The organism is Capnocytophaga sputigena, from assembly GCF_900446695.1.
GTDB classification, from domain to species: domain Bacteria; phylum Bacteroidota; class Bacteroidia; order Flavobacteriales; family Flavobacteriaceae; genus Capnocytophaga; species Capnocytophaga sputigena.
This window is the reverse complement of sequence record NZ_UAVP01000007.1, coordinates 405,627-430,459: the sequence shown is the minus strand read 5'-3', so window position 1 is coordinate 430,459 and position 24,833 is coordinate 405,627. Positions and strand designations below refer to the sequence as shown.

At 39.0% G+C, this 24,833-nt stretch carries 24 protein-coding genes; 20 read left to right on the top strand and 4 right to left on the bottom strand.

Annotated features, from left to right (window positions below):
- Positions 1-189 precede the first annotated feature (189 nt).
- The 19 genes from DR017_RS05880 (at position 190) to metG (ending at position 20,360) form a co-directional block, all read left to right on the top strand.
- Positions 190-1,962 (top strand): AMP-dependent synthetase/ligase, encoded by a 1,773-nt coding sequence (locus DR017_RS05880; RefSeq protein WP_002677307.1) that lies wholly within the window; start codon positions 190-192, stop codon positions 1,960-1,962.
- Complete coding sequence (locus DR017_RS05875; RefSeq protein ID WP_002677418.1) at positions 1,959-2,885, top strand: bifunctional riboflavin kinase/FAD synthetase; 927 nt, start codon at positions 1,959-1,961, stop codon at positions 2,883-2,885. Before DR017_RS05880 ends, DR017_RS05875 begins: the two co-directional genes overlap by 4 nt.
- The gene (locus tag DR017_RS05870; protein WP_002677567.1) at positions 2,848-3,288 is read left to right on the top strand and encodes a deoxycytidylate deaminase; all 441 of its coding nucleotides are present in this window, start codon (positions 2,848-2,850) and stop codon (positions 3,286-3,288) included. The genes DR017_RS05875 and DR017_RS05870 overlap by 38 nt, the downstream gene beginning before the upstream one ends.
- Positions 3,289-3,387: 99 nt before the next feature.
- A complete protein-coding gene (gene rpsO / locus DR017_RS05865; protein ID WP_002677173.1) occupies positions 3,388-3,657 on the top strand; it encodes a 30S ribosomal protein S15 in 270 nt (89 codons plus the stop codon).
- Positions 3,658-3,772: 115 nt separating this feature from the next.
- The gene (locus DR017_RS05860; RefSeq protein WP_002677475.1) at positions 3,773-6,007 is read left to right on the top strand and encodes a polyribonucleotide nucleotidyltransferase; all 2,235 of its coding nucleotides are present in this window, start codon (positions 3,773-3,775) and stop codon (positions 6,005-6,007) included.
- A gap of 125 nt (positions 6,008-6,132) precedes the next feature.
- Positions 6,133-6,552 carry an HXXEE domain-containing protein gene (locus DR017_RS05855; RefSeq protein WP_002677317.1) on the top strand — a complete coding sequence of 140 codons (420 nt, stop codon included), beginning with the start codon at positions 6,133-6,135 and terminating at the stop codon, positions 6,550-6,552.
- Positions 6,553-6,558: 6 nt separating this feature from the next.
- Positions 6,559-6,711, top strand: coding sequence for a hypothetical protein (locus tag DR017_RS14105; protein WP_002677359.1), 153 nt, complete (start codon positions 6,559-6,561; stop codon positions 6,709-6,711).
- Between the two features lie 12 nt (positions 6,712-6,723).
- Positions 6,724-7,749: an endolytic transglycosylase MltG gene (gene mltG, locus DR017_RS05850; RefSeq protein ID WP_002677575.1), complete on the top strand. Its 1,026-nt coding sequence runs from the start codon at positions 6,724-6,726 to the stop codon at positions 7,747-7,749.
- Positions 7,750-7,757: 8 nt separating this feature from the next.
- Positions 7,758-8,141 carry a hypothetical protein gene (locus DR017_RS05845; protein WP_002677468.1) on the top strand — a complete coding sequence of 128 codons (384 nt, stop codon included), beginning with the start codon at positions 7,758-7,760 and terminating at the stop codon, positions 8,139-8,141.
- An 8-nt stretch (positions 8,142-8,149) separates the two neighbouring features.
- Complete coding sequence (locus DR017_RS05840) at positions 8,150-8,689, top strand: hypothetical protein (protein ID WP_002677294.1); 540 nt, start codon at positions 8,150-8,152, stop codon at positions 8,687-8,689.
- Between the two features lie 46 nt (positions 8,690-8,735).
- On the top strand, positions 8,736-9,671 hold the full coding sequence (locus tag DR017_RS05835; protein ID WP_002677445.1) for a phospholipase D-like domain-containing protein: 936 nt from the start codon (positions 8,736-8,738) through the stop codon (positions 9,669-9,671).
- 10 nt (positions 9,672-9,681) lie between these two features.
- Complete coding sequence (locus DR017_RS05830) at positions 9,682-10,797, top strand: DUF8184 family protein (RefSeq protein ID WP_002677553.1); 1,116 nt, start codon at positions 9,682-9,684, stop codon at positions 10,795-10,797.
- A 62-nt stretch (positions 10,798-10,859) separates the two neighbouring features.
- Positions 10,860-11,912 carry a hypothetical protein gene (locus tag DR017_RS05825; RefSeq protein ID WP_002677151.1) on the top strand — a complete coding sequence of 351 codons (1,053 nt, stop codon included), beginning with the start codon at positions 10,860-10,862 and terminating at the stop codon, positions 11,910-11,912.
- 143 nt (positions 11,913-12,055) lie between these two features.
- Positions 12,056-13,534: a YfcC family protein gene (locus DR017_RS05820; protein WP_002677342.1), complete on the top strand. Its 1,479-nt coding sequence runs from the start codon at positions 12,056-12,058 to the stop codon at positions 13,532-13,534.
- A 13-nt stretch (positions 13,535-13,547) separates the two neighbouring features.
- A complete protein-coding gene (locus DR017_RS05815; RefSeq protein ID WP_002677143.1) occupies positions 13,548-14,174 on the top strand; it encodes a rhomboid family intramembrane serine protease in 627 nt (208 codons plus the stop codon).
- 4 nt (positions 14,175-14,178) lie between these two features.
- Complete coding sequence (locus tag DR017_RS05810; protein ID WP_002677560.1) at positions 14,179-14,544, top strand: hypothetical protein; 366 nt, start codon at positions 14,179-14,181, stop codon at positions 14,542-14,544.
- 13 nt (positions 14,545-14,557) lie between these two features.
- Positions 14,558-15,358 carry a hypothetical protein gene (locus tag DR017_RS05805; protein ID WP_002677486.1) on the top strand — a complete coding sequence of 267 codons (801 nt, stop codon included), beginning with the start codon at positions 14,558-14,560 and terminating at the stop codon, positions 15,356-15,358.
- A 130-nt stretch (positions 15,359-15,488) separates the two neighbouring features.
- Positions 15,489-18,218 (top strand): PD-(D/E)XK nuclease family protein, encoded by a 2,730-nt coding sequence (locus DR017_RS05800; protein WP_002677587.1) that lies wholly within the window; start codon positions 15,489-15,491, stop codon positions 18,216-18,218.
- Between the two features lie 75 nt (positions 18,219-18,293).
- On the top strand, positions 18,294-20,360 hold the full coding sequence (gene metG / locus DR017_RS05795) for a methionine--tRNA ligase (protein ID WP_002677283.1): 2,067 nt from the start codon (positions 18,294-18,296) through the stop codon (positions 20,358-20,360).
- A 77-nt stretch (positions 20,361-20,437) separates the two neighbouring features.
- On the opposite strand, the gene serC is transcribed toward metG, so the two are convergent.
- Genes serC through DR017_RS05780 form a run of 3 tightly spaced genes read right to left on the bottom strand, consistent with a single transcriptional unit; the run spans position 20,438 to position 22,760 of the window.
- Positions 20,438-21,499: a 3-phosphoserine/phosphohydroxythreonine transaminase gene (gene serC / locus DR017_RS05790; protein WP_002677403.1), complete on the bottom strand. Its 1,062-nt coding sequence runs from the start codon at positions 21,497-21,499 to the stop codon at positions 20,438-20,440.
- Positions 21,486-22,451: a D-2-hydroxyacid dehydrogenase gene (locus DR017_RS05785; RefSeq protein ID WP_002677343.1), complete on the bottom strand. Its 966-nt coding sequence runs from the start codon at positions 22,449-22,451 to the stop codon at positions 21,486-21,488. The genes serC and DR017_RS05785 overlap by 14 nt, the downstream gene beginning before the upstream one ends.
- A gap of 27 nt (positions 22,452-22,478) precedes the next feature.
- The gene (locus tag DR017_RS05780) at positions 22,479-22,760 is read right to left on the bottom strand and encodes a GNAT family N-acetyltransferase (protein ID WP_002677435.1); all 282 of its coding nucleotides are present in this window, start codon (positions 22,758-22,760) and stop codon (positions 22,479-22,481) included.
- Between the two features lie 158 nt (positions 22,761-22,918).
- Between DR017_RS05780 and DR017_RS05775 the strand changes: the two genes are divergently transcribed.
- The gene (locus DR017_RS05775) at positions 22,919-23,587 is read left to right on the top strand and encodes an alpha/beta fold hydrolase (protein WP_002677617.1); all 669 of its coding nucleotides are present in this window, start codon (positions 22,919-22,921) and stop codon (positions 23,585-23,587) included.
- A 3-nt stretch (positions 23,588-23,590) separates the two neighbouring features.
- On the opposite strand, the gene mraY is transcribed toward DR017_RS05775, so the two are convergent.
- Entirely contained in the window at positions 23,591-24,829 is a 1,239-nt protein-coding gene (gene mraY, locus DR017_RS05770) for a phospho-N-acetylmuramoyl-pentapeptide-transferase (RefSeq protein WP_002677282.1), read from the bottom strand.
- Between the last annotated feature and the right edge of the window lie 4 nt (positions 24,830-24,833).

Genomic DNA, 24,833 nt, shown 5'->3' with positions numbered 1-24,833 from the left:
CTCAATTGTTTTTATTTGGTGCAAAAGTATGAATTAATTCTAAATTACAAATAATAAAAGATATTTTTTTGAGAAATAAAGTTTTTTTGTCATTCGTATTTCGTATTTCGTAATTCATTTTTCCTCATTCGTATTTCGTATTTCGTAATTATTTATTACTTTTGCCCTCTGTAACAAAAATTTAAACCAATGAATACCGTAAATCGTTTATTCGATATACCTTATTATCAACAATCTAAACACCCTTTAGAGGTCGCTTTTGCTACCAAATACAACGGTGAGTGGGCAAAAACCTCTACTGCTGAATATATCAAAAAAGCAAATACCGTAAGCCGAGGCTTATTGCGCTTAGGCATTCAAAAAAATGATAAAATAGCAGTCATTTCAAGCACTAACCGCACCGAATGGCACGTGCTCGACATCGGGATTTTACAAGTAGGCGCACAGAATGTACCTATCTATCCCACTATCAACTTAGAGGATTTCGAGTATATCCTCAACCATTCGGAATGTAAATACTGTGTCGTTTCCGATAAAGAACTATGGGAGAAAATCTCTTCTATCCAAGATAAATTGCCTCATCTAAAAACTATTTTTACCTTCAACGATGTACCTTATGCTCACCATTGGCAAGAAATCCTCGATTTAGGCGCCGATGAGAGCAATCAAGCAGAAGTGGAAGCACGCAAAGATAGCATACAGAAAGACGATTTAGCGACTATCATCTACACTTCGGGCACTACCAGCCGCCCAAAAGGGGTAATGCTCTCTCACTGGAATATCATCTCTAACATACTGAACTGCCAAGACCGTTTGCCTATTGCCGAAGGCTCTACAGCACTCAGCTTTTTGCCTGTGTGCCACGTGTTTGAGCGTATGCTCACCTATTTGTATCAGTACGATTGTCTAAGCATTTATTTTGCTGAATCTCTCGATAAAATCAGTGATAACTTACGCGAAGTAAAACCACATATCATTACGGTTGTACCCCGACTTATAGAGAAGATTTACGACAAAATCTTCGCAAAAGGTGCTGAACTCAAAGGCATTAAACGCAAACTCTTCTTTTGGGCTCTCGAATTGGGCTTCAAGTACGAACCTTATGGAGCCAATGGCGCTTGGTATCAATTCAAACTAAAATTAGCGCGCAAACTCATCTTTAGTAAATGGCGTGAAGCCTTAGGCGGACGTATACAGATGATCGTCTCAGGTAGCGCTGCTCTCTCACCGCGTTTGGCTAAGGTGTTCTCTGCCGCAGGGCTGAAAATTATGGAAGGTTATGGCCTTACCGAAACCGCTCCCGTTATTGCAGTAAACCGCGAATCCGGAAGATTTTGGAAAATAGGCACTGTAGGAAAACCTATTGTGAATGTAGATGTAAAAATCGCTGAAGACGGTGAAATACTTGTAAAAGGTGAGAATGTAATGTTGGGCTACTATAAAGACCCCGAGCAAACAGCTCAAAACATCACCGATGGTTTCTTCCACACAGGCGACATAGGCGAACTCGATGCCGATGGCTTCCTTAAAATCACCGACCGCAAAAAGGAAATCTTCAAAACTTCAGGCGGTAAGTACGTATCGCCTCAGCTGATTGAAAACCAATTGAAACTCTCTCGCTTTATTGAGAATGCGATGGTAGTAGGCGAAGGTGAAAAGATGCCTGCAGCTATCATTCAGCTCAATTTCCCATTTGTAAAAGAATGGGCGCGCCGTCACAAAGTACAATTAGGTAAAACCAACGAAGAAATCATACAAAATCAAGCGGTTCACGACCGTATTGCTAAAGAAGTCGAAAAAGTAAATAGTCATCTCGGCAAGTGGGAACAAGTAAAACTTTTTGATTTCACCCCTGATGAATGGACAATAGATGGTGGTCACCTCACCCCTACCCTCAAACTCAAACGACGTGTGATTAAAGAAAAATATATAGACATTTACAACAAGTTCTACAACAAGTGAGAGAAATAACCGATATTACTACTTTTACAACCCAGCAGCCTACGGTGCTCACCATAGGCACATTTGATGGCGTCCATTTAGGACATCAAAAAATTGTTGAAAGAGTAGTAACCACTGCACGTCAAGAGGGGCTTTTGGCTACTGTATTCACTTTTTTTCCACATCCGCGAATGGTGGTACAACACGACAAAGGCTTGAAACTCATCCACACTTTAGAAGAAAAAAAACAACTACTCCAGCAATTAGGCGTAGATTTGCTCGTTGTGCAACCTTTTAATGAGGCTTTTGCACAACTCTCTGCCGAAGAGTTTGTTAGTACTATCTTAGTAGAACACCTTAATGTAAAAAAGGTAATTATCGGTTACGACCATCGTTTTGGGCGCAATCGTACTGCTAATATAGACGATATGCGTTTATTTGGTAAAAAGTATGGATTTGCTGTAGAAGAAATATCGGTGCAAGAAGTAGATGAAGTATCGGTGAGTTCCACCAAAATCAGAGAGGCATTGAACAAAGGCGACGTGACCACTGCCGAACATTATCTCGGGACTCCTTATAGCCTCACAGGCAGGGTAGTACACGGACTTAAATTAGGGCGCACCTTAGGCTACCCTACGGCTAATATACAAGTAACCGAAGACTATAAACTCATCCCTAAAGACGGCGTATATGCCGTGTATAGCTACATTGGCGGTCGTAAAGTTTATGGAATGATGAGCATTGGCAAGAACCCTACTATCGAAGGAAAAGGAGCTTCTATTGAAGTCTATTTCTTTGACTTCAACGGCAACCTTTACGACCAGAAACTCACCATTGAGTTTGTACAATACCTACGTGAAGAACAGAAATTTGCTACTATCGACCTCCTTAAAAAACAATTACAAGATGACGAAACAGCAGCGCGCAAAGCAATTGCGGTATGACAAAGCCTATATGCGTATGGCAATGGAATGGGCTAAACTTTCCTATTCACAACGCAAGCAAGTAGGTGCTATAATGGTAAAAGACCGTATGATTATTTCTGACGGTTATAATGGTACACCCACCGGTTTTGACAACTGTTGTGAAGATGAGGAAGGCAATACTCATTGGTATGTATTGCACGCCGAAGCCAATGCGATAATGAAAGTCGCCTCATCTACCCAATCATCGGAAGGAGCTACGCTCTACATCACAATGTCGCCTTGCAAAGAATGTAGCAAACTCATCTATCAATCGGGTATCAAACGCGTGGTGTATAAGGAAGGCTATCGCGACAACGAGGGCTTAGCTTTCCTCAAAAAAGCAGGTGTAGAACTCGTCCACTTAGAAGATGTAAGTGAATAAAAAATAAAAATAAGAGCTATTTCTTTGGTAGTTAGAAAAATTTTACTACCTTTGCGCCCGAAAAAATTCGTACATAATAATCATTAAATTAATATTGGAATGTATTTAACTAAAGAAGTAAAAGCGGAAATTTTTAAAAAGTACGCAGGTTCAGAAACCAACACTGGTTCAGCAGAAGGGCAAATCGCTCTTTTTACCCTTAGAATCAATCACCTTACAGAACACTTGAAAGTAAATCGCAAAGATTTCAATACCGAGCGTTCATTGGTGAAATTGGTAGGTAAACGCAGAAGTTTGCTCGATTATTTGAAAAATAACGATATCGAGAGATACCGTGCGATTATCAAAGAGCTAAACATCAGAAAATAAGCAATACTAAGGAGGCTTTGTGCCTCCTTTTGTTTATTACAGCAGTTTTTCATTGGTTAAAAACCCTAAAGCCCACAACACAACTAATAAAAAAATTATTAATTTACAATTAACAATGATTCCAGAAGTAAAAAAAGAAATCATCGAATTAGGTGATGGTCGTACCATCACTATCGAAACTGGCAAGTTGGCTAAACAAGCCGATGGTGCTGTTGTGGTGCAAATGGGAAATGCAATGCTATTGGCTACTGTAGTATCTGCAAAAGAAATCAATCCTGAAACTGACTTTTTACCTCTTACTGTAGACTATCGTGAGAAGTTTGCAGCTGCAGGTCGTTTCCCTGGAGGCTTCTTCAAACGCGAAGCTCGCCCTAGCGATCAAGAAATCTTGACAATGCGCTTGGTAGACCGCGTATTGCGCCCTCTATTTCCTAAAGATTATCACGCTGAAACACAAGTGATGATTCAGCTTATCTCTCACGACGAGAATGTAATGCCCGATGCTTTAGCAGGTCTAGCTGCTTCTGCTTGTTTGGCAGTTTCTGACATTCCATTTGATGGTCCTATTTCCGAAGTGCGCGTAGGTCGTGTAAACGGTCAGTTTATTGTAAACCCAAGCCGTGAACAATTAGAAGCCTCTGATATTGATATTATGGTAGGTGCTTCTAAAGACTTCGTAGCAATGGTAGAAGGTGAAATGGACGAAGTGAGCGAAAAAGATATGGCTGAAGCTATCAAATTTGCACACGAAGCTATCAAACCTCATATCGAAGCACAATTGCGTTTGGCTGAAAAAGTAGGTAAAACTGAAAAACGCAGCTACGAACCTGAAGTAGAAAATGAAGAAGTAAAAGTAAAAGTATATGATTTTGCTTACAATAAATGTTATGCTATAGCCAAAGAAAACACTACTAAACAAGAACGAGGTGAGAAATTCGCGGCTGTAAAAGAAGAGTGTTTGGCACTCTTTACAGAAGAGGAATTAGAAGAGCTTACTCCTATCATCACTCGTTATTTCGGAGATGCTGAAAAAGAAGCTGTTCGTAACCTTATCTTAAACGAAAATATCCGTTTAGATGGTCGTAATACTACCCAAATACGTCCTATCTGGTGCGAAGTAGGCTACTTGCCATCTGCTCACGGTTCATCTATCTTTACACGTGGTGAAACCCAATCACTTACTACTGTTACCTTGGGAACTTCACGCGAAGCAAACGTAATTGATTTGCCTTCAGAACAAGGTGAAGAACGTTTCTACTTGCATTACAACTTCCCTCCTTTCTCTACTGGTGAAGCTCGTCCGTTACGCGGAACATCACGTCGTGAGATAGGTCACGGTAACTTGGCACAACGCGCCCTCAAACGTATGATCCCTGAGGATTGCCCTTATACCGTTCGTGTAGTTTCTGAGATTTTGGAATCTAATGGTTCATCTTCAATGGCAACTGTGTGCGCAGGTACTTTAGCCTTGATGGATGCAGGGGTACAAATGGTAAAACCTGTTTCTGGTATAGCTATGGGACTCATCACCGATGGCGAACGTTATGCAGTACTTTCTGATATCTTAGGTGATGAAGACCACTTAGGTGATATGGACTTCAAAGTAACCGGTACTGCCGATGGTATTACCGCTTGCCAAATGGACATCAAAATCAAAGGTCTTTCTTACGAAATACTCGAAAAAGCCTTAAACCAAGCCCGCGAAGGACGTATGCACATCTTAGGTAAAATCACCGATACGATTGCTCAACCTAACCCAACTGTGAAACCTCACGCTCCTAAAATCGTTAAGATGGATATGCCTAAAGAGTACATCGGAGCATTCATCGGTACAGGTGGTAAGAATATTCAAGACTTGCAAGCACGCACCAATACTACCATTGTGGTGGAAGAAGTGGGCGAATTGGGTATCGTAGAAATCTTAGGTACTGATGAAGCAGGTATCCAAGAAGCTATTGAGGCAGTAAACGCAGTAAAATTTGAACCTGTAGAAGGCGAAACTTACACTGTGAAAGTAGTGCGCTTAGTAGAGTTTGGTGCTTTTGTAGAGTTTGTACCTGGTAAAGACTCTTTGCTTCACATTTCAGAAGTATCTTGGGATAGAATCGAAAAAATAGAAGATGCTCTTAAAGAAGGTGATATCATAGAAGTGAAATACCTTGGTATCGACCCTAAAACCAAGAAAACAAGAGTATCACGCAAAGCCTTGTTGCCACGTCCACCACGCGAAGAGCGCCCTGACCGTCCTGCGAGAGAAGACCGTCCAAAATCGGATAAACCATACAATGGTAAACCTCGTAACGACCGCCCTAAAGGACACAATAATAACCAAAAACCACGTCAAGAATAGGCGTATGTTATAGAATTTTTGTATTCATAATATTTTTTAAACCGAAGATTTAGTACTTTTATAGTATAAAGTTTTCGGTTTTTCTTTTTTTTAGTATCTTTGCCTTCAGATAAAAGATTTGCAAAATGCAAACTAATAGATATATACATTTGTGGTTACCTATAATGGGACTACACGCTTTGCATCAAGTAGAAGAAAGCATTTCATTCTGGCAATGGTATATTGACTTTGTAGATAAGATACCCCAATGGTTGCAACTCCCCAGAATTGCTGAGAATGCTCATTTAGCTAATGAACACCCTGAATATTTTATAGGAGCTTCTATTGGGCAACTTACTTTGGTAGCAGTCTTTGCTTTTTTATGTCGAAAGAGCGAAAAAGCTACAAGAATTGTTCTTGGTATATACCTCGCAGGATTGACTTTCTTCTTGGTATGGCATATCTTAATAAGCTATTTCACCCATTCCTATTCACCCGTAATGGTAACCTGTCTCATAGGCGTTTATCTCATTCCAAAATGGGGGTATCAGTTGTTTAAAAGATAGAAACCAATGACTATTTCAGAAATCAAACAAACTTACAGAGCACTTAGTTTAGAAACCTTGTTGAACTTCGGTAGGTATGCTAAGCATCTACAAAATGAGATTGCTAAAGAAAAGGAATTTCGAGAAAAAGAAGACAAAACCATAGAATGGAAATTTTAAAATAAAACAACTATGAAAAAATGGATTATAGGAGCGGTTATAGCCGCTGTAGCCGTAGTAGGCTTCTTTATTTATCGCACTGTATTGGTAGGCAATACAGCCTTTCAAACCAAAGAAGAAATAGTATATATCCCTACAGGAGCTGATTTTAGCGAGGTATTACACGTGATGAGTCCGCTACTGAAAGACCCTATCTCTTTTACTCAAGTAGCCAAGCGTATGGGCTATGCTGATAAAGTAAAAGCAGGTAAATACATCATCAAAAAAGGGGCTACCAATATAGATATTGTGCGCACACTCCGCAATCGCAATACTCCTGTAAAACTCAAATTCAACAATCAGGAGCGATTAGAAGATTTTGCTGGGCGCATTGCGGCTCAAATAGAACCTGATAGCGCTACTCTAATGCGTGCTTTCTTAAACCCTAACTTCCTCAAAGAAAACGGCTTCACCGATGCTACTGCATTGGCGATGTATATTCCTAATACCTATGAGTTTTATTGGAATACCTCAGCCGAAGACTTTCGCGACCGTATGCTCAAAGAGTATGAACGTTTTTGGACGCCTGAACGCAAAGCTCTAGCCCAAAAGCAAGACCTTACACCTATAGGAGTCAGTATATTGGCTTCTATCGTACAAAAAGAAACTGCTAAAGTTGATGAGCGCCCACGCATTGCCGGAGTTTACCTCAACCGCTTGCATAGCAATATGATGCTACAAGCCGACCCTACTGCCATTTTTGGCTATAAAAACCATTTAAATGACTATACTCTTGTAGTTAAACGCGTTACAGGATTGCATACAAGTTTAGAAAATCCTTATAATACTTATAAAAATTACGGTTTGCCTATAGGTCTCATCTCTATGCCCGATATTTCGTCTATTGAGGCGGTACTCAATCCCGAACAACACGATTATTTCTTCTTTGCTGCTGATACCGAAAATTTTGGTTATCACAAGTTCTCACGTACTTTTTTACAACATTCTCAAGAAGCTAAAAAATATCACAAATGGGCTGATGAAAAAGGTGTTAAATAAAAATAATTATGAAACAGAAATTACGCAAATTAGTTCATAAAGGTCAAGAGTATTTATATCGTGTAAATACTGCTTACAACACTAAAGGAGATAATACCTCATTACTTTATGTGCGTATTTTCTTAAGTGGAGAGAAAAATACGCCCTTGTGTATTGATTTTATTACCATTGATGATGAGTTTATGGGACAACCCCTCAATGGGAACATCAATTTGTTGAATAAAACTACACAAACTGAGGATACTATCAACCTTAATGAACCTAAATACATCCCCAAACTTATTGATTGGGCAGAAACACAAGGTTGGACAGGTAGTAACAAAATATCTCCTTTAAATGGCTTGCTTTTTTTGCAATCATTGGGTTATGATACCTCTCCTTTACAAAAATAAGACAAATAATGATACAAAAAGCCTTCCCTTCTTATTTACACAAAGATGCTGATAAAATTGCAGATTTTCTACAGCAAAATGACCCTAAGAGTTTCAAAACTATAGGAACAGAATTCGTTTGCCTCAATGGAGAAGTTTTAGAGTTACCTCAAAGAGTCTATTTTGGGGAGTTCAACACTCAAAACCTGACTTTGGTTCAAGAGCAAATGCTTAATTGCTTGTATTTGTGTCATCACAACGGTCATTTAAGAGAATTTTACCTAAGAGAATTGTTAGCAGTAAAAGAAGATTTTGCCTTGCCCTTTATAGCCAAACTTTTTGGTGATTATGTGATAGAAATATTAGAAGTGCTTCACCGCGAACTACCTAATAACACTCGCTCTCTACTAAAAGACTTCTTCAATAAAAACCCACGCTTCAAACTTCGTATAGAAAGCCGTATTGCCAGTTATTGGGATTGTTTCTATAAAAATGCACACCCCAATTTCAAAAAATATATAGGATATAAATTATTCCAATCAATCACTAATAACCAACAAATTTGCTAATTTGCTAATTAACCATTACCTTTGCCTCTTAATAAAATAATATACTATGGACTTTTTAACAGGAAAACCGCTATCGGATACTATTTACGACACTCTTTTTAAGGCGGAAAAAGAACTTATCATCATTTCTCCTTATATTCAGCTGGGTGATTACCTCAAAGACAATATCTTTAAGCAACACCTCCATAACTCCAAACTGCATATTCTCATTGGCTTTGGCAAAAATGAACGCAATAAAGAGCGTAGTTTCAAAAGGGAGGAAATAGAATACTTCTTGAATTTCCCAAATATCACTATTGTTTACATTCCCGAATTGCACGGCAAGTATTATGCGAACGAAAAACAGTCGGTCATTACCTCTATGAACCTTATGGACTATTCCTTGGTAAACAATGTAGAGTTTGGCGTACTTGCCGAAAAAGCCCTCACCGACCTTGTGAACAAAAACAACTTCTTCGAGACTTCTAAAAATACTATTATGAGTGTGCTCGACAGCGGTTACACTATCTTTGCCAAACGCCCTAACTACAACAAGAAGTTTTTAGGTCTGGCAAAAGACTATGTAGGCTCTACCGTACATTTAGACTTGGTAGATGATGTACTCTCAAACAGAGCCGTGAAGCCTATCCGTTACTCTTCTTTTGTGCCTGAAAACTATGTAAATGCGGAGAACAGACAACGCACAGAAAGAGAGCCTGCACCTGAAAAAGCAGTACAAGAGGAGACTCCACAAGCTATAACACAAGAAATAGTACAACCTATTGCTCAAGCTGCTCCACAAGAAAAGAAAGGACATTGCATACGTTGTAATACAGTTATTCCTTTAGACCCACTGAGACCTCTATGCTATAGCTGTTATCAGGAGTGGGCAAAATTTGGCAATCGCTTTTATGAAGAAAAGTACTGCCATTGTTGTGGTGAAGAGAAAAAAGTAACCGTAGCAACACCTTTGTGTTATAGTTGCTATGCCAAACAATCATAAAATAAAGCAAATGTCCCAATTCATTACTCAAAAAGACCAAATCATCGCCCAAATGCGTGCAGAACTCTCAACAACTATTGAGGAAGACCGCTATTATACAGAAGAAAACATCACCGATTGTAACACATATTTGGAGGTTTTCTTGGCTAAATTAGAAAAATCTAATCAAGCCACAGACAAACAAACTTACCTCGCAGAAGCTATACAAACCCTCTGCGAGCAACTCTCTACTTTTAATAACCCAGAGGAAGAAGAAATGCCTGAATTCCTTTGGGGATTTTTGTATCTTGGCTATACCAAAGAGCTTACTGATTTTATTCGTGAAGCAGCCTTGGCGTATGGCTTTAAGCCTATCCCTACAATAATAGATTTGTATTATTGCAGGGTGGAAATAGGTAGTTTTGATTGGTTTTCAGTAGTATTAGGAGGTATAGAAGAGGAAAACTTTGCGTGTTTGGATTATGATCCTAATACACATCAATTTTATTATGATGAAAACCCTTATGGCGACCCTTTTCCTCTACCTCTTTACAATGTACAAGTAAAACCTGACTATAGCGAATTATCTTTTGAAGTGCTTTCAAGAGATAAACTTCAGCACTTCTGCTTCTTGGCACAATATCCATCGGATAAGGTGTGGATTAAAACTATTTACGATTTGCATACTGGGCAAGTACTCTTAACCAAACGTAAAAAACACTGGAGTAGTATCACATTGGTTACTGAAAATGGCAAAGTGAGTGAACTGGGGGCTACTCAGTATAATAATGAGGGGAATATTATACCTCGTGCTGAAGAGGGCGGTGGCTTTAGTGTATTTACTATGGGAATTAATGAAGAGAACAAACTACAAAGTCGCAATGAAATTGCCGATACGAAGATTCTGTTTGAAAAAACATTCTTTACCAATCCCCGTGAAGAAGAATGGCGACTTTATGAACTTCAGCATATTGCTATACAAAAAGGAGTAGTAACCATTACTTCTACTGATGTAGTTAGAACACGTGACGAAAATTGGCAACTAATAACCGGAACTATTACCCCTATAAGTCTCAGTTACGAACTGAAAAACAGCGATTTTGTATTACACTTCATTGAAGAAGTTATAAACACAATAAACCATTAAACTATGGAGACTCAACACAACTACCAATAATACTCCTCCTTAGTAAAAAATCAAAAATAAATATGTCTTTATTAGCTAAGTTTTATAACCAAATTAAAATATCTCACGAAGATATTGTTTCGGAAAGCCTTACTTACATTTTAGAAAAATCAGCAGTAGCAAAAGAAGTTATAGCTACTCAAATCCAAAGCAAGACAGGCAGTTCTATCCCTACACTGCATTATCACACTCAAATTGTTAAAGAGAATTTGGGACGTACTGACATTTCAGGCATTGATAGTCAAGGAAAAGAAAAAGTTATATTAGAAGCTAAATTCTGGGCTTCTCTCACTGAAAACCAACCTATTTCTTATTTAAAACGATTAGATAATAATGGAACATTAGTTTTCATCTGCCCATCGTTGAGAAAAGCTTCTTTGTATAAAGAGCTTTTTAGAAGAATACAGAGTGAAAAGTTACCATTTGAAGAATTTTCAAATTCATTCAAATTAAATAACCAATACATTCTTATATGGTCTTGGACAGAGATTTTAGAACTTATAAAAGCTGAACTTAAAATCCATCAAGAAACAGAATTGTTATCAGACATCGATCAAATTATTGGGCTTTGTGAGGTAGTGGATAAAAATTCATTTCTCCCATTAACAGAAAAAGACTTATCTCCAAATATAGGAAAAAAAGTAAATTCTTTCTATGAAATTGTAGATGGAGTAATTGCTGAACTAAGCAAATATGAACAGTGCAACAATGAAGGACTAACTCAGGGGGGTAAAAAAAATAGGTATTATGTATATAGAAACTATTACAATTATACCATTTCCTTTGGACTTAACTTTGAGTACTGGGCTAAAGAAGCAGACACTCCTTTTTGGTTGAAAATAGAAGAAAGAAATGACAAAATCACCAATATACACAAAGGAAAATATAGCCAATCTGAAGAATTAAAGTCCAAAATTAAAAAAATAGCATTAATAATAGGAAAAGCTATCCTTGAAGATAAAAAAGAAGGTAACTTTATTCCTATTTATCCTAAGACGGAAGAGGATAAAGATAACGTTATTAAAGATATGGTAGCTCAAATAAATGAAATTTTTACCTTACTTTTGCATCAATGAAAATGTTAAAACTATATATCACTATTCGTTTCTTTTCCCTCATTACTTTTAGCTTTGATCAAGTAACTAGTATTCAATACAACTTTCAAATAATCAATAATTTCTGTTTCTTTGGGATATAAAATCACTAAAACTAAAAACCAATGAAAAAACTAAAATTCCCTACTCCCTATACGGTACTAATGTTGGTAATTATTTTAGCTGCCAGCCTTACTTTTTTATTACCTTCGGGGGCTTATAACACCTTACAGTATAACAAAGCAAACGATACTTTTGTAATTCACACTTCCGATAGTACTTATGCACTACCTGCAACACAAGAACAGCTCAAGGATTTGGGGATCAACATTCAGTTAAGCAAATTCAAAGAAGAGAAAATACGCAAACCTATCTCAATTCCCAATACGTATGTACAGAGCCAACCGCATTATCAAGGTGTTAAATCAGTGCTCTTCGCTCCTATCAAAGGAATTTACGACACTATTGACATTATATTGTTCGTATTAGTATTAGGCGGCTTTATAGGGGTATTCAATAGTTCGGGAGCTCTAAATATGGGGGTTGGCTATTTAGCGCACAAACTCAAAGGGCGTGAGGGTGTCCTCATCATTCTGCTCACTACACTTTTGGCATTAGGAGGTACATCTTTTGGCTTAGCCGAAGAAACTTTTGTGTTCTACCCTATGATAGTTCCTATTTTCTTGGCAGCAGGTTACGACCTAATGGTACCGTTGGCTGTAATCTACATAGGTGCCAACATAGGTACATTGGCATCAACTACCAATCCATTTGCAGTGATTATCGCTTCCGATGCCGCTGGGGTAGATTGGACATCGGGATTGAGTATTCGCATCATAGCTTTGGTTTTGTGTGTTGTGATAAGCATTATTTATATTATCCGCTATGCCGAAAAAGTGCGTAAACACCCCGAAAAATCAATTGTATATGGAGTAGCTATCCCCGAAATATATGCTTCTAACAGCTCCGAACCTACCACTTCACTCAAATTTTCTACCAAAATAGAGCTCTTAGTATTTGCACTCTCTTTTGTGATTATGATTATAGGCGTATCGCAGTGGGAATGGGATTTTATGGATATGACTGCACTCTTTTTGGTAGCAGCCATTGCTATTGCATTGTTGCAACGCTGTAGTGAACAGCAATTTATTACTCAATTTATGGCAGGAGCCCGTGATTTATTGGGCGTTGCTTTTATCATTGGGATAGCCAGAGGGGTATCGTTTATATTGAACGACGGACAAATATCGGGTACTATTCTGCATTACGCTACCGACCTTGTGCAAGGAATGTCGCCTATGGTCTTTCTGCCAATGCTAATGCTTATTTTTGGGCTACTGAGTTTGTTTATAGCTTCCTCCTCCGGAATGGCAGTGCTCACGATGCCTATTATAGGGGCATTAGCTTCAGTTGTAGGAGTAGAAGGACATAGTGTGGTGAGTGCCTACCTCTTTGGAATGGGAATAATGGCTTTTATCACCCCTACCGGACTCATATTGCCTTCACTAGCAATGGTAAATATCAACTACAAACAGTGGTTACGCTTCATCTCACCACTAGCACTCATTCTTATAGTAGTACTCACTATTTTATTATGGATTTAAAAATACAAAACTTATGAATATCACTTTTATCATTATTCTTGTTGCTACAATTGCAATAAGTTATCACGGCTTCAACAACCCTACTTTCTTCAACCGCTACAAATTTAATGTAGGAGCGGTGCAAAAAGGCGATTATGTGCGCCTGTTATCTTCTGGTTTCCTACACGCCGATTGGCAACACCTCATTTTTAATATGATTTCACTCTATTTCTTTCAAGATGTGATTATCGGTTCTATGGGTAACCTACTATTTTTGCTCATCTATTTTGGATCAATGCTACTGGGGAGTATCTTTAGTTTGCGTATCTATAAACATCAACCCTATTACTCTGCCATAGGAGCCTCGGGAGCTGTATCGGGGATTATCTTTGCAGCTATTGCTCTATATCCTAAAACATTGAGTGTAAACTTCTTACCGGGTTGGCTCTTTGGAGCATTGTACTTTGGCTATTCAGTATTTATGATGTTCAACCCACAAAAAGGTGACAACTTAGGGCACACAGCTCACTTAGGGGGTGCGCTCTTTGGTCTGGCAGTAGTAGTAGTTTATGCCCCTGAGATAGTGATACAACACGCTTTCTATTTGGGAGTTATGGCATTGCCGTTGGGCTATATGGGAGTACGGTTGTTAAAAAAGTAATAAGATGAGAGTCTTTTTAAAATGCAAAAATTGTGGGTATGAAAATTCTTGTGCTACTGAGGCCACAAGTCGTGTAGAGTTTGCAATGCAAGAAGGAGAATACAAGAAAATCACTTGCAAAAACTGCAATTATTCTCATCAATATCAGCCTAACGATTTTTACGCCAAAACTTCAAAAGTACCACAAATTATAGCTCTGAGTTCTTTTATAGTGGGAATGACATTGCTAATATATAGCTATATTACCAGTTTTGATGGTATAGGCTGGGGAATGCTTATTCTTATCCCTTCAATAATATACATCTTTTTTATAAAAGAAGAAACTCGCCGTGTAAGTGGTTTTAACCGAATTTCATTTCGTAGAAAATAATTAAAATAACCTTATGTATATTTCTATTATTATAATAGCAATTATTCTCACTTATTACTTTGTAAAGCGGTTTCGCCCTCAATCCAGTATTTTTACTTATCTTATCTTTTTTGCAATAGTATCCCCTATTACTTTAGCTGGAACATTGCTCCCGATAACCGTTGTTCAATATATAAAAGACTTAAACCAAAGTGAAACTTACAACGCTAAAATCGTAGATTTTGTATATGAAACAAGAGAGAAAACAGATAGTAACGACCATACAATAGAAGTTACCGTAAAAGTACCTGTGTTTCAGTTAGTAACCTCACAAGGAGATACAATTACAAAGGAAGCTGTGCATTACAATAGTTCATATTCCTACAAGGAGGAAACAATGTATTGCAAAGTAAACTACAATCCCTCTACAGGAAATGTGTTTATAACAGATAGAGGATTCTATAAAATGCTATCTGTAATGATTTTCTTTGCCTTGTTTTTTGATTTTCTCCTTGTGGGAATTGTGCTTTACGCCTTGGGTAAAGATATGACGCGTTACAAGCAAATGCTGAGGATTGTAGTTTTTCGTATCACTATTCCAATGGGAATACTTGGCTTTGCTGCAGTCCTTTTGTTTGCTGCCTATGAAGAAAGTGATATGTCCTTATTTGCCAAAATAGCTTGTATTGGTTTTGGAGTACTCCTTTTATTAGCTTCTATAGGTTTAATAATACTATCCAACTCTAAAAACAAAAACAGAAATAGAAAGAGAAACAGCAACAACCCTCAAAACAACCAACGCTCTCATCCATCTTTTTTAGAATTCAGAAATTAAAATATAAAAAACTTTATACAAAGCTGATTTACAACTATATTTACAAATTGTCCCTCTTCTGGAAAGCTAACGAGTGCTCACTATTAGATATTTGGAGGACAAATTGTTAATTGTCAATTGTTAATTGATTATGAGTTATTTACAAGAAGTTATTACCGATGTTTTAGAAAACTATCCCAATAAGATAGAGCGCCTTGTGTTTGTTACTACAGGGAAACGCCCTGCGCTCTTCCTCAAAAAACACTTTGCCGAGCAGGTAAAGCACGCTACTATTGCCCCTGAGTTCATCGGTATAGCCGACCTATTTACGCGTATTTCAGGGGTACAGTCTATCAGCAATTTGCCTTTGCTTTTTGAGTTTTACGATTGCTACACAAAAACTTGTAAAGACACCCCCGATAGCTTTGAAGAGTTCCTCAGCTGGGGACAAACGGCTCTCAAAGATTTTAGCGAAATCGACCAGTATTTAGTAAACCCCGATAAGATTTTTCCTTATATCCACGCCCTCAAAGAAGCCGAACACTGGTCGGGTATGGACGAGCTTAGCGAGATGCAGAAAAAGCACTTAGCTTTCTGGAATAGCCTCGGCGATTACTATTTCGCTCTCAACAGCAAACTCACCGAAATGGGTAAAGGTTATGGCGGTTTCATCGCTAAAAAAGCTGTTGAAAAACTCCCCAAATACCTGCAAACACACACTAATACTATTCATATATTCGTCGGTTTTAACGCCCTTTCCAAAGCAGAACAGCACGTGATTCAATCTATATTAATGGATATAGGTGGTGAAATTTATTGGGATGGCGATACTTATTTTTTGAACAACCCTACTCACGATGCAGGGTTCTTCTTGCGCAAATATACTAACAGTTGGCGCTATTACCAAACTCATAAACCTAAGTTCATACAAAGCAATTACGAAAAAGAAAAAGAACTCTATCTCACGGGAGTACCCAAAAGTATCAATCAGGCGCATAGTGTAGCCGAACTACTCAAAAACACGCCTACCAAAGCATTGGAAAAAACCGCCCTCATCATCGCCGATGAGAATCTGCTCATCCCCGTACTGCAAGCTGTACAACCCAAAACAAGTGTGAACATCACGATGGGTTACCCTTTGCAACAAACGCCTCTCAACGACCTTTTTGTCGCCTATTTCCGCTTGCATCTCTCCAAAAGTTTTTACCATAAAGATATACTGAACTTGCTCTCTCAACCTTTCTTGCACACCTTGCTAAAAGAAGAAGTGGTGCGCCATATTTCGCAGTATATCAAAACGCACAACCTCACCTATATCACCCGTAAAAAGCTATTCGAGTCGGTAGATGAATCCGAACACGAGATGCTTACTTTGCTATTCCCCGATGCCAAAGGCAAGGCACTCATCACTACCCTTATCGACAATGCTATTACGCTTATCTATCGCCTAAAAGCACAAATAGACCCTGAGAGCAATACTCACCTACTCACTCAAGAGTATGCTTATCGCTTCTTTCAGTTATTCAATCAGTTGAAGCAGTTGCAAGAACAATACGGCTATATCGATTCGGTGAAAACGCTTTATCATTTCTATTTAGATGTCTTACAGAAGAGTTCGCTCAATTTCCGCGGTGAGCCTTTGGAAGGCTTGCAAGTTATGGGGGTGCTGGAAAGCCGTAGTTTGGATTTCGACCGCGTGATTATCACCTCAGTAAACGAAGGGGTACTTCCGTTAGGCAAAAGTGGTGATTCGCTTATTCCTTACGATGTGAAACACGTGTTAGAACTACCTACTTTCAAGGAACGCGATGCCGTGTATAGCTATAACTTCTACCGCATTTTGCAGCGTGCCAAGCAAGTACACTTGTTTTACGACACCGAGATGGACAGCCTGAAAAGCAAAGAAAAAAGTAGGTTTATCCTCCAATTGTTAGCTGAGAAAATCCCCACCCACAAGGTGATACACCAAATCAAAGCTCCTAAAGTATATCCAGCCATATTGCGACCGCTTACCATCGAAAAAACAACTGCTGTAATCGATGCGCTAAAAGTCCTTGCCGAGAAAGGCATTTCACCTTCAGCACTAACTACTTACATCCGCAATCCGCTCACTTTCTACGAGCAACAAGTACTGCATATATACGAAGAAAAAGAGGTAGAAGAAACTGTTGAAGCACGTACTTTTGGAAATATCGTTCACGGCACTTTGGAAGATTTGTACACACCTTTCTTAAACGAAATACTCACCGAAGAGCACATCAAAAAAATGCAACCTTTGGTACTCCCTACTATCGAAAAACGCTTTGAAGAAGAGTATAGAAGTACTGATTTTAGAACAGGAAAAAACTGGCTCATCTTCAATGTAATAGAAAAGTATGTACGCAGTTTTTTAGCTTTAGAACTCAACGAAATAAAAAGTGGTACCGAAATTATTCCTCTCTATTTAGAACAGAAAATAAAGATACCTTTCCAAGCTCCTCACCTCCCCTTCCCTATCTATTTCAAGGGGATTATCGACCGTGTAGATAGGCGCAATGGGGTATTGCACATTATTGACTACAAAACGGGTATTGTAGAGGAAACCGATGTGCGCATCAAAGATTGGAATAACCTCATTACCGATATTAAGTACGGCAAAGCCTTCCAGCTGCTCACTTATGCTTATATGATTACCAAACACCTAAATATCAATAAAAAAATGATAGTTGCGAACCTATCATTCAAGCGTTTGCAAAAAGGTCTTTTGCCTTTCCACACCTATATCGACAAGGAGAAAGATTACGATGTAACCGCTAAAACTCTCGCTTTGTACAGTGAATACACTGAAGAACTATTGCGCGAAATCTTTGATATCAATACCCCTTTCTATGAAAAATCCTAACAATTAGCTAATTGACAAATTGGCTAATTGACAAATTATTCGTAATTTTGCGACTTGTAATTCAAAACTCAAAAAATGTCTAAACGTTATACCATTACAGCGGCTTTACCCTATACGAACGGGCCTATCCATATTGGTCACTTGGCGGGAGTATATGTGCCAGCCGATATTTTTGCACGCTATCAACGATTGAAAAACAACGATGTAGCCTTTATTTGCGGAAGTGATGAACACGGAGTAGCAATCTCTATCAAAGCTAAAAAAGAAGGTACTACCCCTCAGGCTATTATCGATAAATACCACGCGATTATCAAGCAATCGTTTGCCGATTTTGGCATTTCATTCGATAATTATTCGCGCACTTCTGCCCCTATTCATCACCAAACAGCTTCCGATTTCTTCAAAAAACTATATGAACAAGGTGATTTTATAGAAGAAATATCCGAACAACTCTACGACGAAGAAGCACACCAATTCCTTGCCGACCGCTTTGTGATTGGTACTTGCCCAAAATGCGGCAACCCTGAGGCTTATGGCGACCAATGTGAGCGTTGTGGTAGTTCGCTCAACGCTACCGACCTTATCGACCCTAAATCGTCAATCACAGGTAGCAAACCTACCCTAAAAGCCACCAAACACTGGTTTTTGCCCCTCAATCGCTACCAAGAGTTTCTGGAAAAATGGATATTAGAAGGTCATAAATCCGATTGGAAACCCAATGTATATGGGCAAGTGAAAAGTTGGCTCGACGACGAACTCAAACCACGTGCTGTAACTCGTGACCTCGATTGGGGAATTCCCGTACCTGTAGAAGGCGCTGAGGGCAAAGTGCTCTATGTGTGGTTTGATGCGCCTATCGGTTATATCTCATCTACTAAAGAATGGGCTGAACGCGAAGGCAAAGACTGGCGTCCTTATTGGCAAGATAAAAACACTGAATTAGTGCACTTTATAGGGAAAGATAACATCGTGTTCCACTGCATTATCTTCCCTGCAATGCTCAAAGCCGAAGGCAGCTATATATTGCCTACTAACGTTCCTGCCAATGAGTTCCTCAACTTAGAAGGCAACAAACTCTCTACCTCCAAAAACTGGGCAGTATGGTTACACGAGTACTTGCAAGATTTTCCTAATCAGCAAGATGTATTGCGCTATGCCCTTACCGCCAACGCTCCTGAAACCAAAGACAACGACTTTACGTGGAAAGACTTCCAAGCGCGCAACAACAACGAGCTTGTGGCTATCTTTGGAAATTTCATCAATCGCGTGGCTGTGCTAACGCAGAAATATTACGAAGGAGTTATACCTGCTGCAGGAGAATTCAACGACATAGACACCGAAACACTTCGCCAAATCACAGAACTTACCGAGAAAATAGAACAATCGTTAGAACGTTATCGTTTCCGTGAAGCTCAACAAGAACTGATGAATATGGCGCGCTTAGGCAATAAATATTTAGCCGATGAAGAGCCTTGGAAACTCATCAAAACCGACCCTGAACGCGTAAAAACAGTAATGTACGTCGCTTTGCAAATTGCCACCGCTTTGGCAGTTGCCAGCGAACCTTTCTTGCCTTTCACTTCTGAGAAACTGAAACGTATGTTGCAATTGGGGGCTATCACTTGGGAGGACCTAAAAACAAACGCCACCGAATTGCTAAAAGCAGGACATCGCATTGGCACTGCGGAACTCCTTTTTGAAAAAATTGAAGATGCCGTTATCGAAAAGCAATTACAACGTTTAGAGAATACCAAATTAGCTAACCAGCAAGAAGCTCAAGCCAATGCCGAAGTAACTGTTGCTCCACAAAAAGAGCTCATCAGCTACGATGATTTTGCAAAAATGGACATTCGTATTGGTACTATTTTGGAAGCTGAGAAAATGCCTAAAGCCGATAAACTCCTTATCTTAAAAGTAGATACAGGCATCGACCAGCGCACTATCGTCTCAGGAATTGCACAAAGTTTTGCTCCTGAAGAGATTATTGGCAAAAAAGTAACCGTATTAGTAAACCTTGCTCCTCGCAAGCTACGCGGTGTAGAAAGTCAAGGAATGATACTAATGGTAGAGAATAGTGAAGGCAAATACACCTTCATCAACCCTGATACCGAGGGAATTGCCAATGGTACTGAAGTAAAATAAGTTTTTTCATTGAATAAAAAGCCCCCAAGAGTATTTGCTCTTTGGGGGCTCTTTTATTGTTTCAACTAAAAAATGTATTATGCAGTGCGTTCAAATTCTTTGAGTACATCCACTAATACTTGTACACTTTCTAAAGGCAAAGCATTATAGATAGAAGCGCGATAGCCTCCTACGCTGCGGTGTCCTTTTATCCCACTGATATTCGCTTCTTTACACAAAGTATCAAAACGTTCTTTGGTGCTTTCATCGGTGAGGTTGAACACTACATTCATTAGAGAGCGGTCTTCTTTGTTAGCATAGCCTACTACTAATGGGTTGCGGTCTATTTCTCCGTAAAGCAAATCGGCTTTGGCTTGGTTGCGTTTGCCTAAGGCTTGCAATCCACCTTGTGCTTGTATCCACTCGAGTACCAATAAGTTCACATATACTGCAAAAGTAGAAGGTGTGTTGAACATACTATCATTTTTGATATGCAACTGATAGTCCATCATTGAAGGCAGCTTACGGCTTACCTTACCTAATATATCCTTCTTCACAATCACCAAAGTAGAGCCCGAAGCACCTAAATTCTTCTGTGAACCGGCATAAATCAAACTAAACTGTTTGTAGTCTAATGGGCGCGAGAAAATATCAGAACTCATATCGGCTACCAAAGGAATATCAGTTTGTGGCAAGCTGTGAAATTCAGTGCCATAGATAGTATTATTGGTAGTGATGTGCAGATAGTTAGCATCTGTAGGGACAGTTACATTTTTAGGAATGTACTTATAACCATCAGCTTTAGAGGAAGCGATTACTTCGGTATTGCCAAAGAGCGCAGCTTCTTTTTGAGCTTTGTTAGCCCAAGTTCCTGTATCTATATAAGCAGCTTTGGTTTCGAGCAGGTTGTAAGGCACCATTAGGAATTGCATACTTGCTCCCCCTTGTAAGAAGAGTGTGGTGTACGAATCATCTAAACCAGCGATTTCTAATGCCAAAGCACGCGCGCGTTCTATCACGCGTACAAACTCTGGACTGCGGTGAGATACTTCTATTACCGATAAGCCTGTCCCTTCAAAATCTAACAAGGCTTGAGAGGCTTTTTGGAATACCTCGGGAGCTAAAATAGAGGGACCTGCACTAAAATTATGCTTTTTCATTTTGTTTGTGTTCTGCTTTGTATTTTACAATAAATTCTTCAACTTGGCGTTTGAGGATGCGCCACAATTTATCTTGTGCATACTCACTTGCCCAAGCTACGTGAGGAGTATAAATCACACGAGGATGATCGGCTATTTTTAGAAGAGGATCAGTAGCCAAAGGAGGTTCGCTCTCAAATACGTCGGTAGCAAAGCCCATAATGCGGTTACTTTCAATAGCTTCGTACACTGCTTGAGGATCAACTACTGCACCGCGTGCCATATTGATGAGCAATGGTTTTTTGCGAAGTTTAGACACAAAATCTTCATTTACTAAATGTTTAGTTTCAGGGGTAAGCGGGCAGTTGAGGGAAATAATATCACTCTGTGCTAATACCTTATCAAAATCAGTATATTCTTTGCTACGTGGTGCTTTGCCTTGACGTTCAGCCCATAGCACTTTCATACCGAAGGCTTCAGCTACTTTGCTAATAGCTTTACCGATATTACCTACACCTATGATTCCTAAGGTTTTGCCGTGCAATTCAAACACTGGAGGTTCAGTAAGGCAAAAGCGACCATCTTTTTGCCAAGTGCCATCACTTACATTTGCGTGATAGGTCTTGAGAGCGCGCATAGCCGAAAGCAACATCATAAAAAAGTGTTCGGTAACACTTTCGGTAGAGTAGCCAGCTACATTTTTCACTTCTATGCCCAATGCTTTGGCTGCTTCTTTATCGATATTATCCATACCCGTAGCGGTGAGATGGATGAGCTTGAGGTTAGGCAGCTGTCTGAGGATACTCTCATCAATTTTTACCTTATTTACTATAGCTATATCAGCGGGTTTGAGGCGTTGAACAATTTCGTCGGGGGCAGTTTTTTGGAAAGCAACCCATTGGGCTACCCCTTTAGGAATATCCACATCTATGCGCTCAGAGAGCGTATTGCGGTCTAAAAATACGGCTTTCATATAATTTACAATTAATGATTAACAACTTTATATTCGGATGCCAGCGGGTAATACATCTTTATATTCCTTATTGCGTTTGAAAAAAGCAATAGCCACAGGACACACGGGCACAACCCTATATTTTTTCTGGGCTACCAGCGCTAAGACTCCTTTGAAGAACTCATCGATAAGGACTTCATCAGTCGCTTCGGGCAATAAGGTTTTGGTAAAGAATATTTTGCGCTCTTGTATAGCGTAGTCTACAAAGGCAAGTTCACCATTGATTTTGGCTTGGTACTGGCGTGAGAATTCACTATCTATTACTTCCATTGTATTGCGTTTTTTAGTTTTTTAATTAGTAATATGTATTATTCAACAAAAAGTTGTAACTTTGCTTCTGTTAGTGAAAAAATAAGAGATAAGAGGTAGATTATTACCAAATTATTTCGCTGCAAAGTTACTAATTTTTCGTAAAAAAACAATACTAAATGAATATAAAAGATAATCCTGCTATTTATTTAATGCCGGGAATGGCAGCCAGTCCTAAGATTTTTGAGCGCTTGCAATTCCCGAGTAACTGCCGTGTGCACTTGCTCGACTGGATTACTCCAGAGAAAAACGAGAGTTTAGCGCACTATGCAGGACGTATTGCTGAAGAAATTACTGAGCCTTCTCCCATACTCTTGGGAGTATCGTTTGGAGGGATTATCATACAAGAAATTGCTAAACAATGTGACAACTACAAGAAATTGATAGTTGTATCAAGTGTAAAAACACAATATGAACTGCCTAAAAAAATGCTTTTGGCGCGCTATACCAATCTGCACAAGTTATTACCTACACGCGCTATTAGCGATTTAGAATTTTGGAAGCGATTTTCATTTTCTGAAGTGCTCAGCAAACGCATTGCCTTATACGAAAAATACATCGGGATGCGCTCACCTGCCTACCTTGATTGGTCGATAGATCGCATTGTGAATTGGCAACAAAAAGAGCCTTTACCCCGCACAATTCACATTCACGGTGATAAAGACCCTGTTTTTCCTATTCAGTATATAAAAAATGCCGTTGTAGTGAAAAACGGCACTCATATTATGATTATCAATCGGTATAAATGGTTTAACGAAAATCTAAATTCTTTGATACTTGAGAATTGATAATTATCTAATTTTCAGTGTTACTATACTGATAACTGCTAAAAAGATACCTACAATGAGGAAACGCATTACGATTTTGCTTTCGTGATAACCTTTCTTTTGATAATGGTGATGCAAAGGTGACATCAAAAAGATACGTTTGCCTTCGCCATATTTTTTCTTCGTATATTTAAAATAAGCGACTTGTAATATCACCGATAAGTTTTCGATTAGGAAGATACCACAAAGGACAGGGATGAGCAATTCTTTGCGTACTGCTATAGCAATCACAGCGATAATCCCCCCTATGGTCAAACTACCCGTATCACCCATAAACACTTGAGCTGGATAGGTGTTGTACCATAAGAATCCTACCAAAGCTCCTGCAAAAGCTGCTATAAACACCGTCATTTCACCCACTCTTGGGATATACATAATATTGAGGTATTCTGAGAAGATAATATTACCCGAAATCCAAGCAAATACCCCCAAAGTCAGGACTATAATTGCCGAACTTCCCGCCGCCAGTCCATCAATACCATCAGTGAGGTTGGCACCATTAGAAACAGCTGTAACAATAAGGATAACAATAGGGATAAATATGAGCCACACATAGTGGTGATAGTTATCACCCGTCCACGCAATGAGGTCGGCATAGTCAAACTCGTTATTTTTTACAAATGGAATGGTAGTTTTAGTAGATTTTACTTCAGGGACTACTACATTATCGGTATTATTTTGGGCAACGACTTCAGTGCGCACACGCCCGATACCTGTTTTTTCGTTTTTAATAGTTACATTGCTATTGAAATAAAGGGTTGCACCTACGATAATCCCCAAGCCTACTTGTCCTAATACTTTGAAACGCCCTTTAAGACCTTCTTTATTTTTGCGGAAAGTTTTGATATAGTCGTCGATAAAGCCAATAGTTCCCATCCATACAGTTGTGATGATGAGGAGCAAGGTATAGACATTATCTAACTTTGCGAGGAGCAATACGGGAATGAGAGTTGCAAGGATGATGATAATCCCCCCCATTGTAGGTGTTCCTGCTTTTTCATTCTGACCACTAAGACCTAAATCGCGTACCGTTTCGCCTATCTGTTTGCGTTGTAAAAAACTGATAATGCGTTTCCCATAAATAGTGGAAATCAGCAGAGAGAGCATCAAAGCCAAACCTGCACGAAACGACAAATATTTATATAATCCCGACCCTGGAAAGTCGTAATATTTTTCAAGATTTTCTAATAAATGGTATAACATTTTT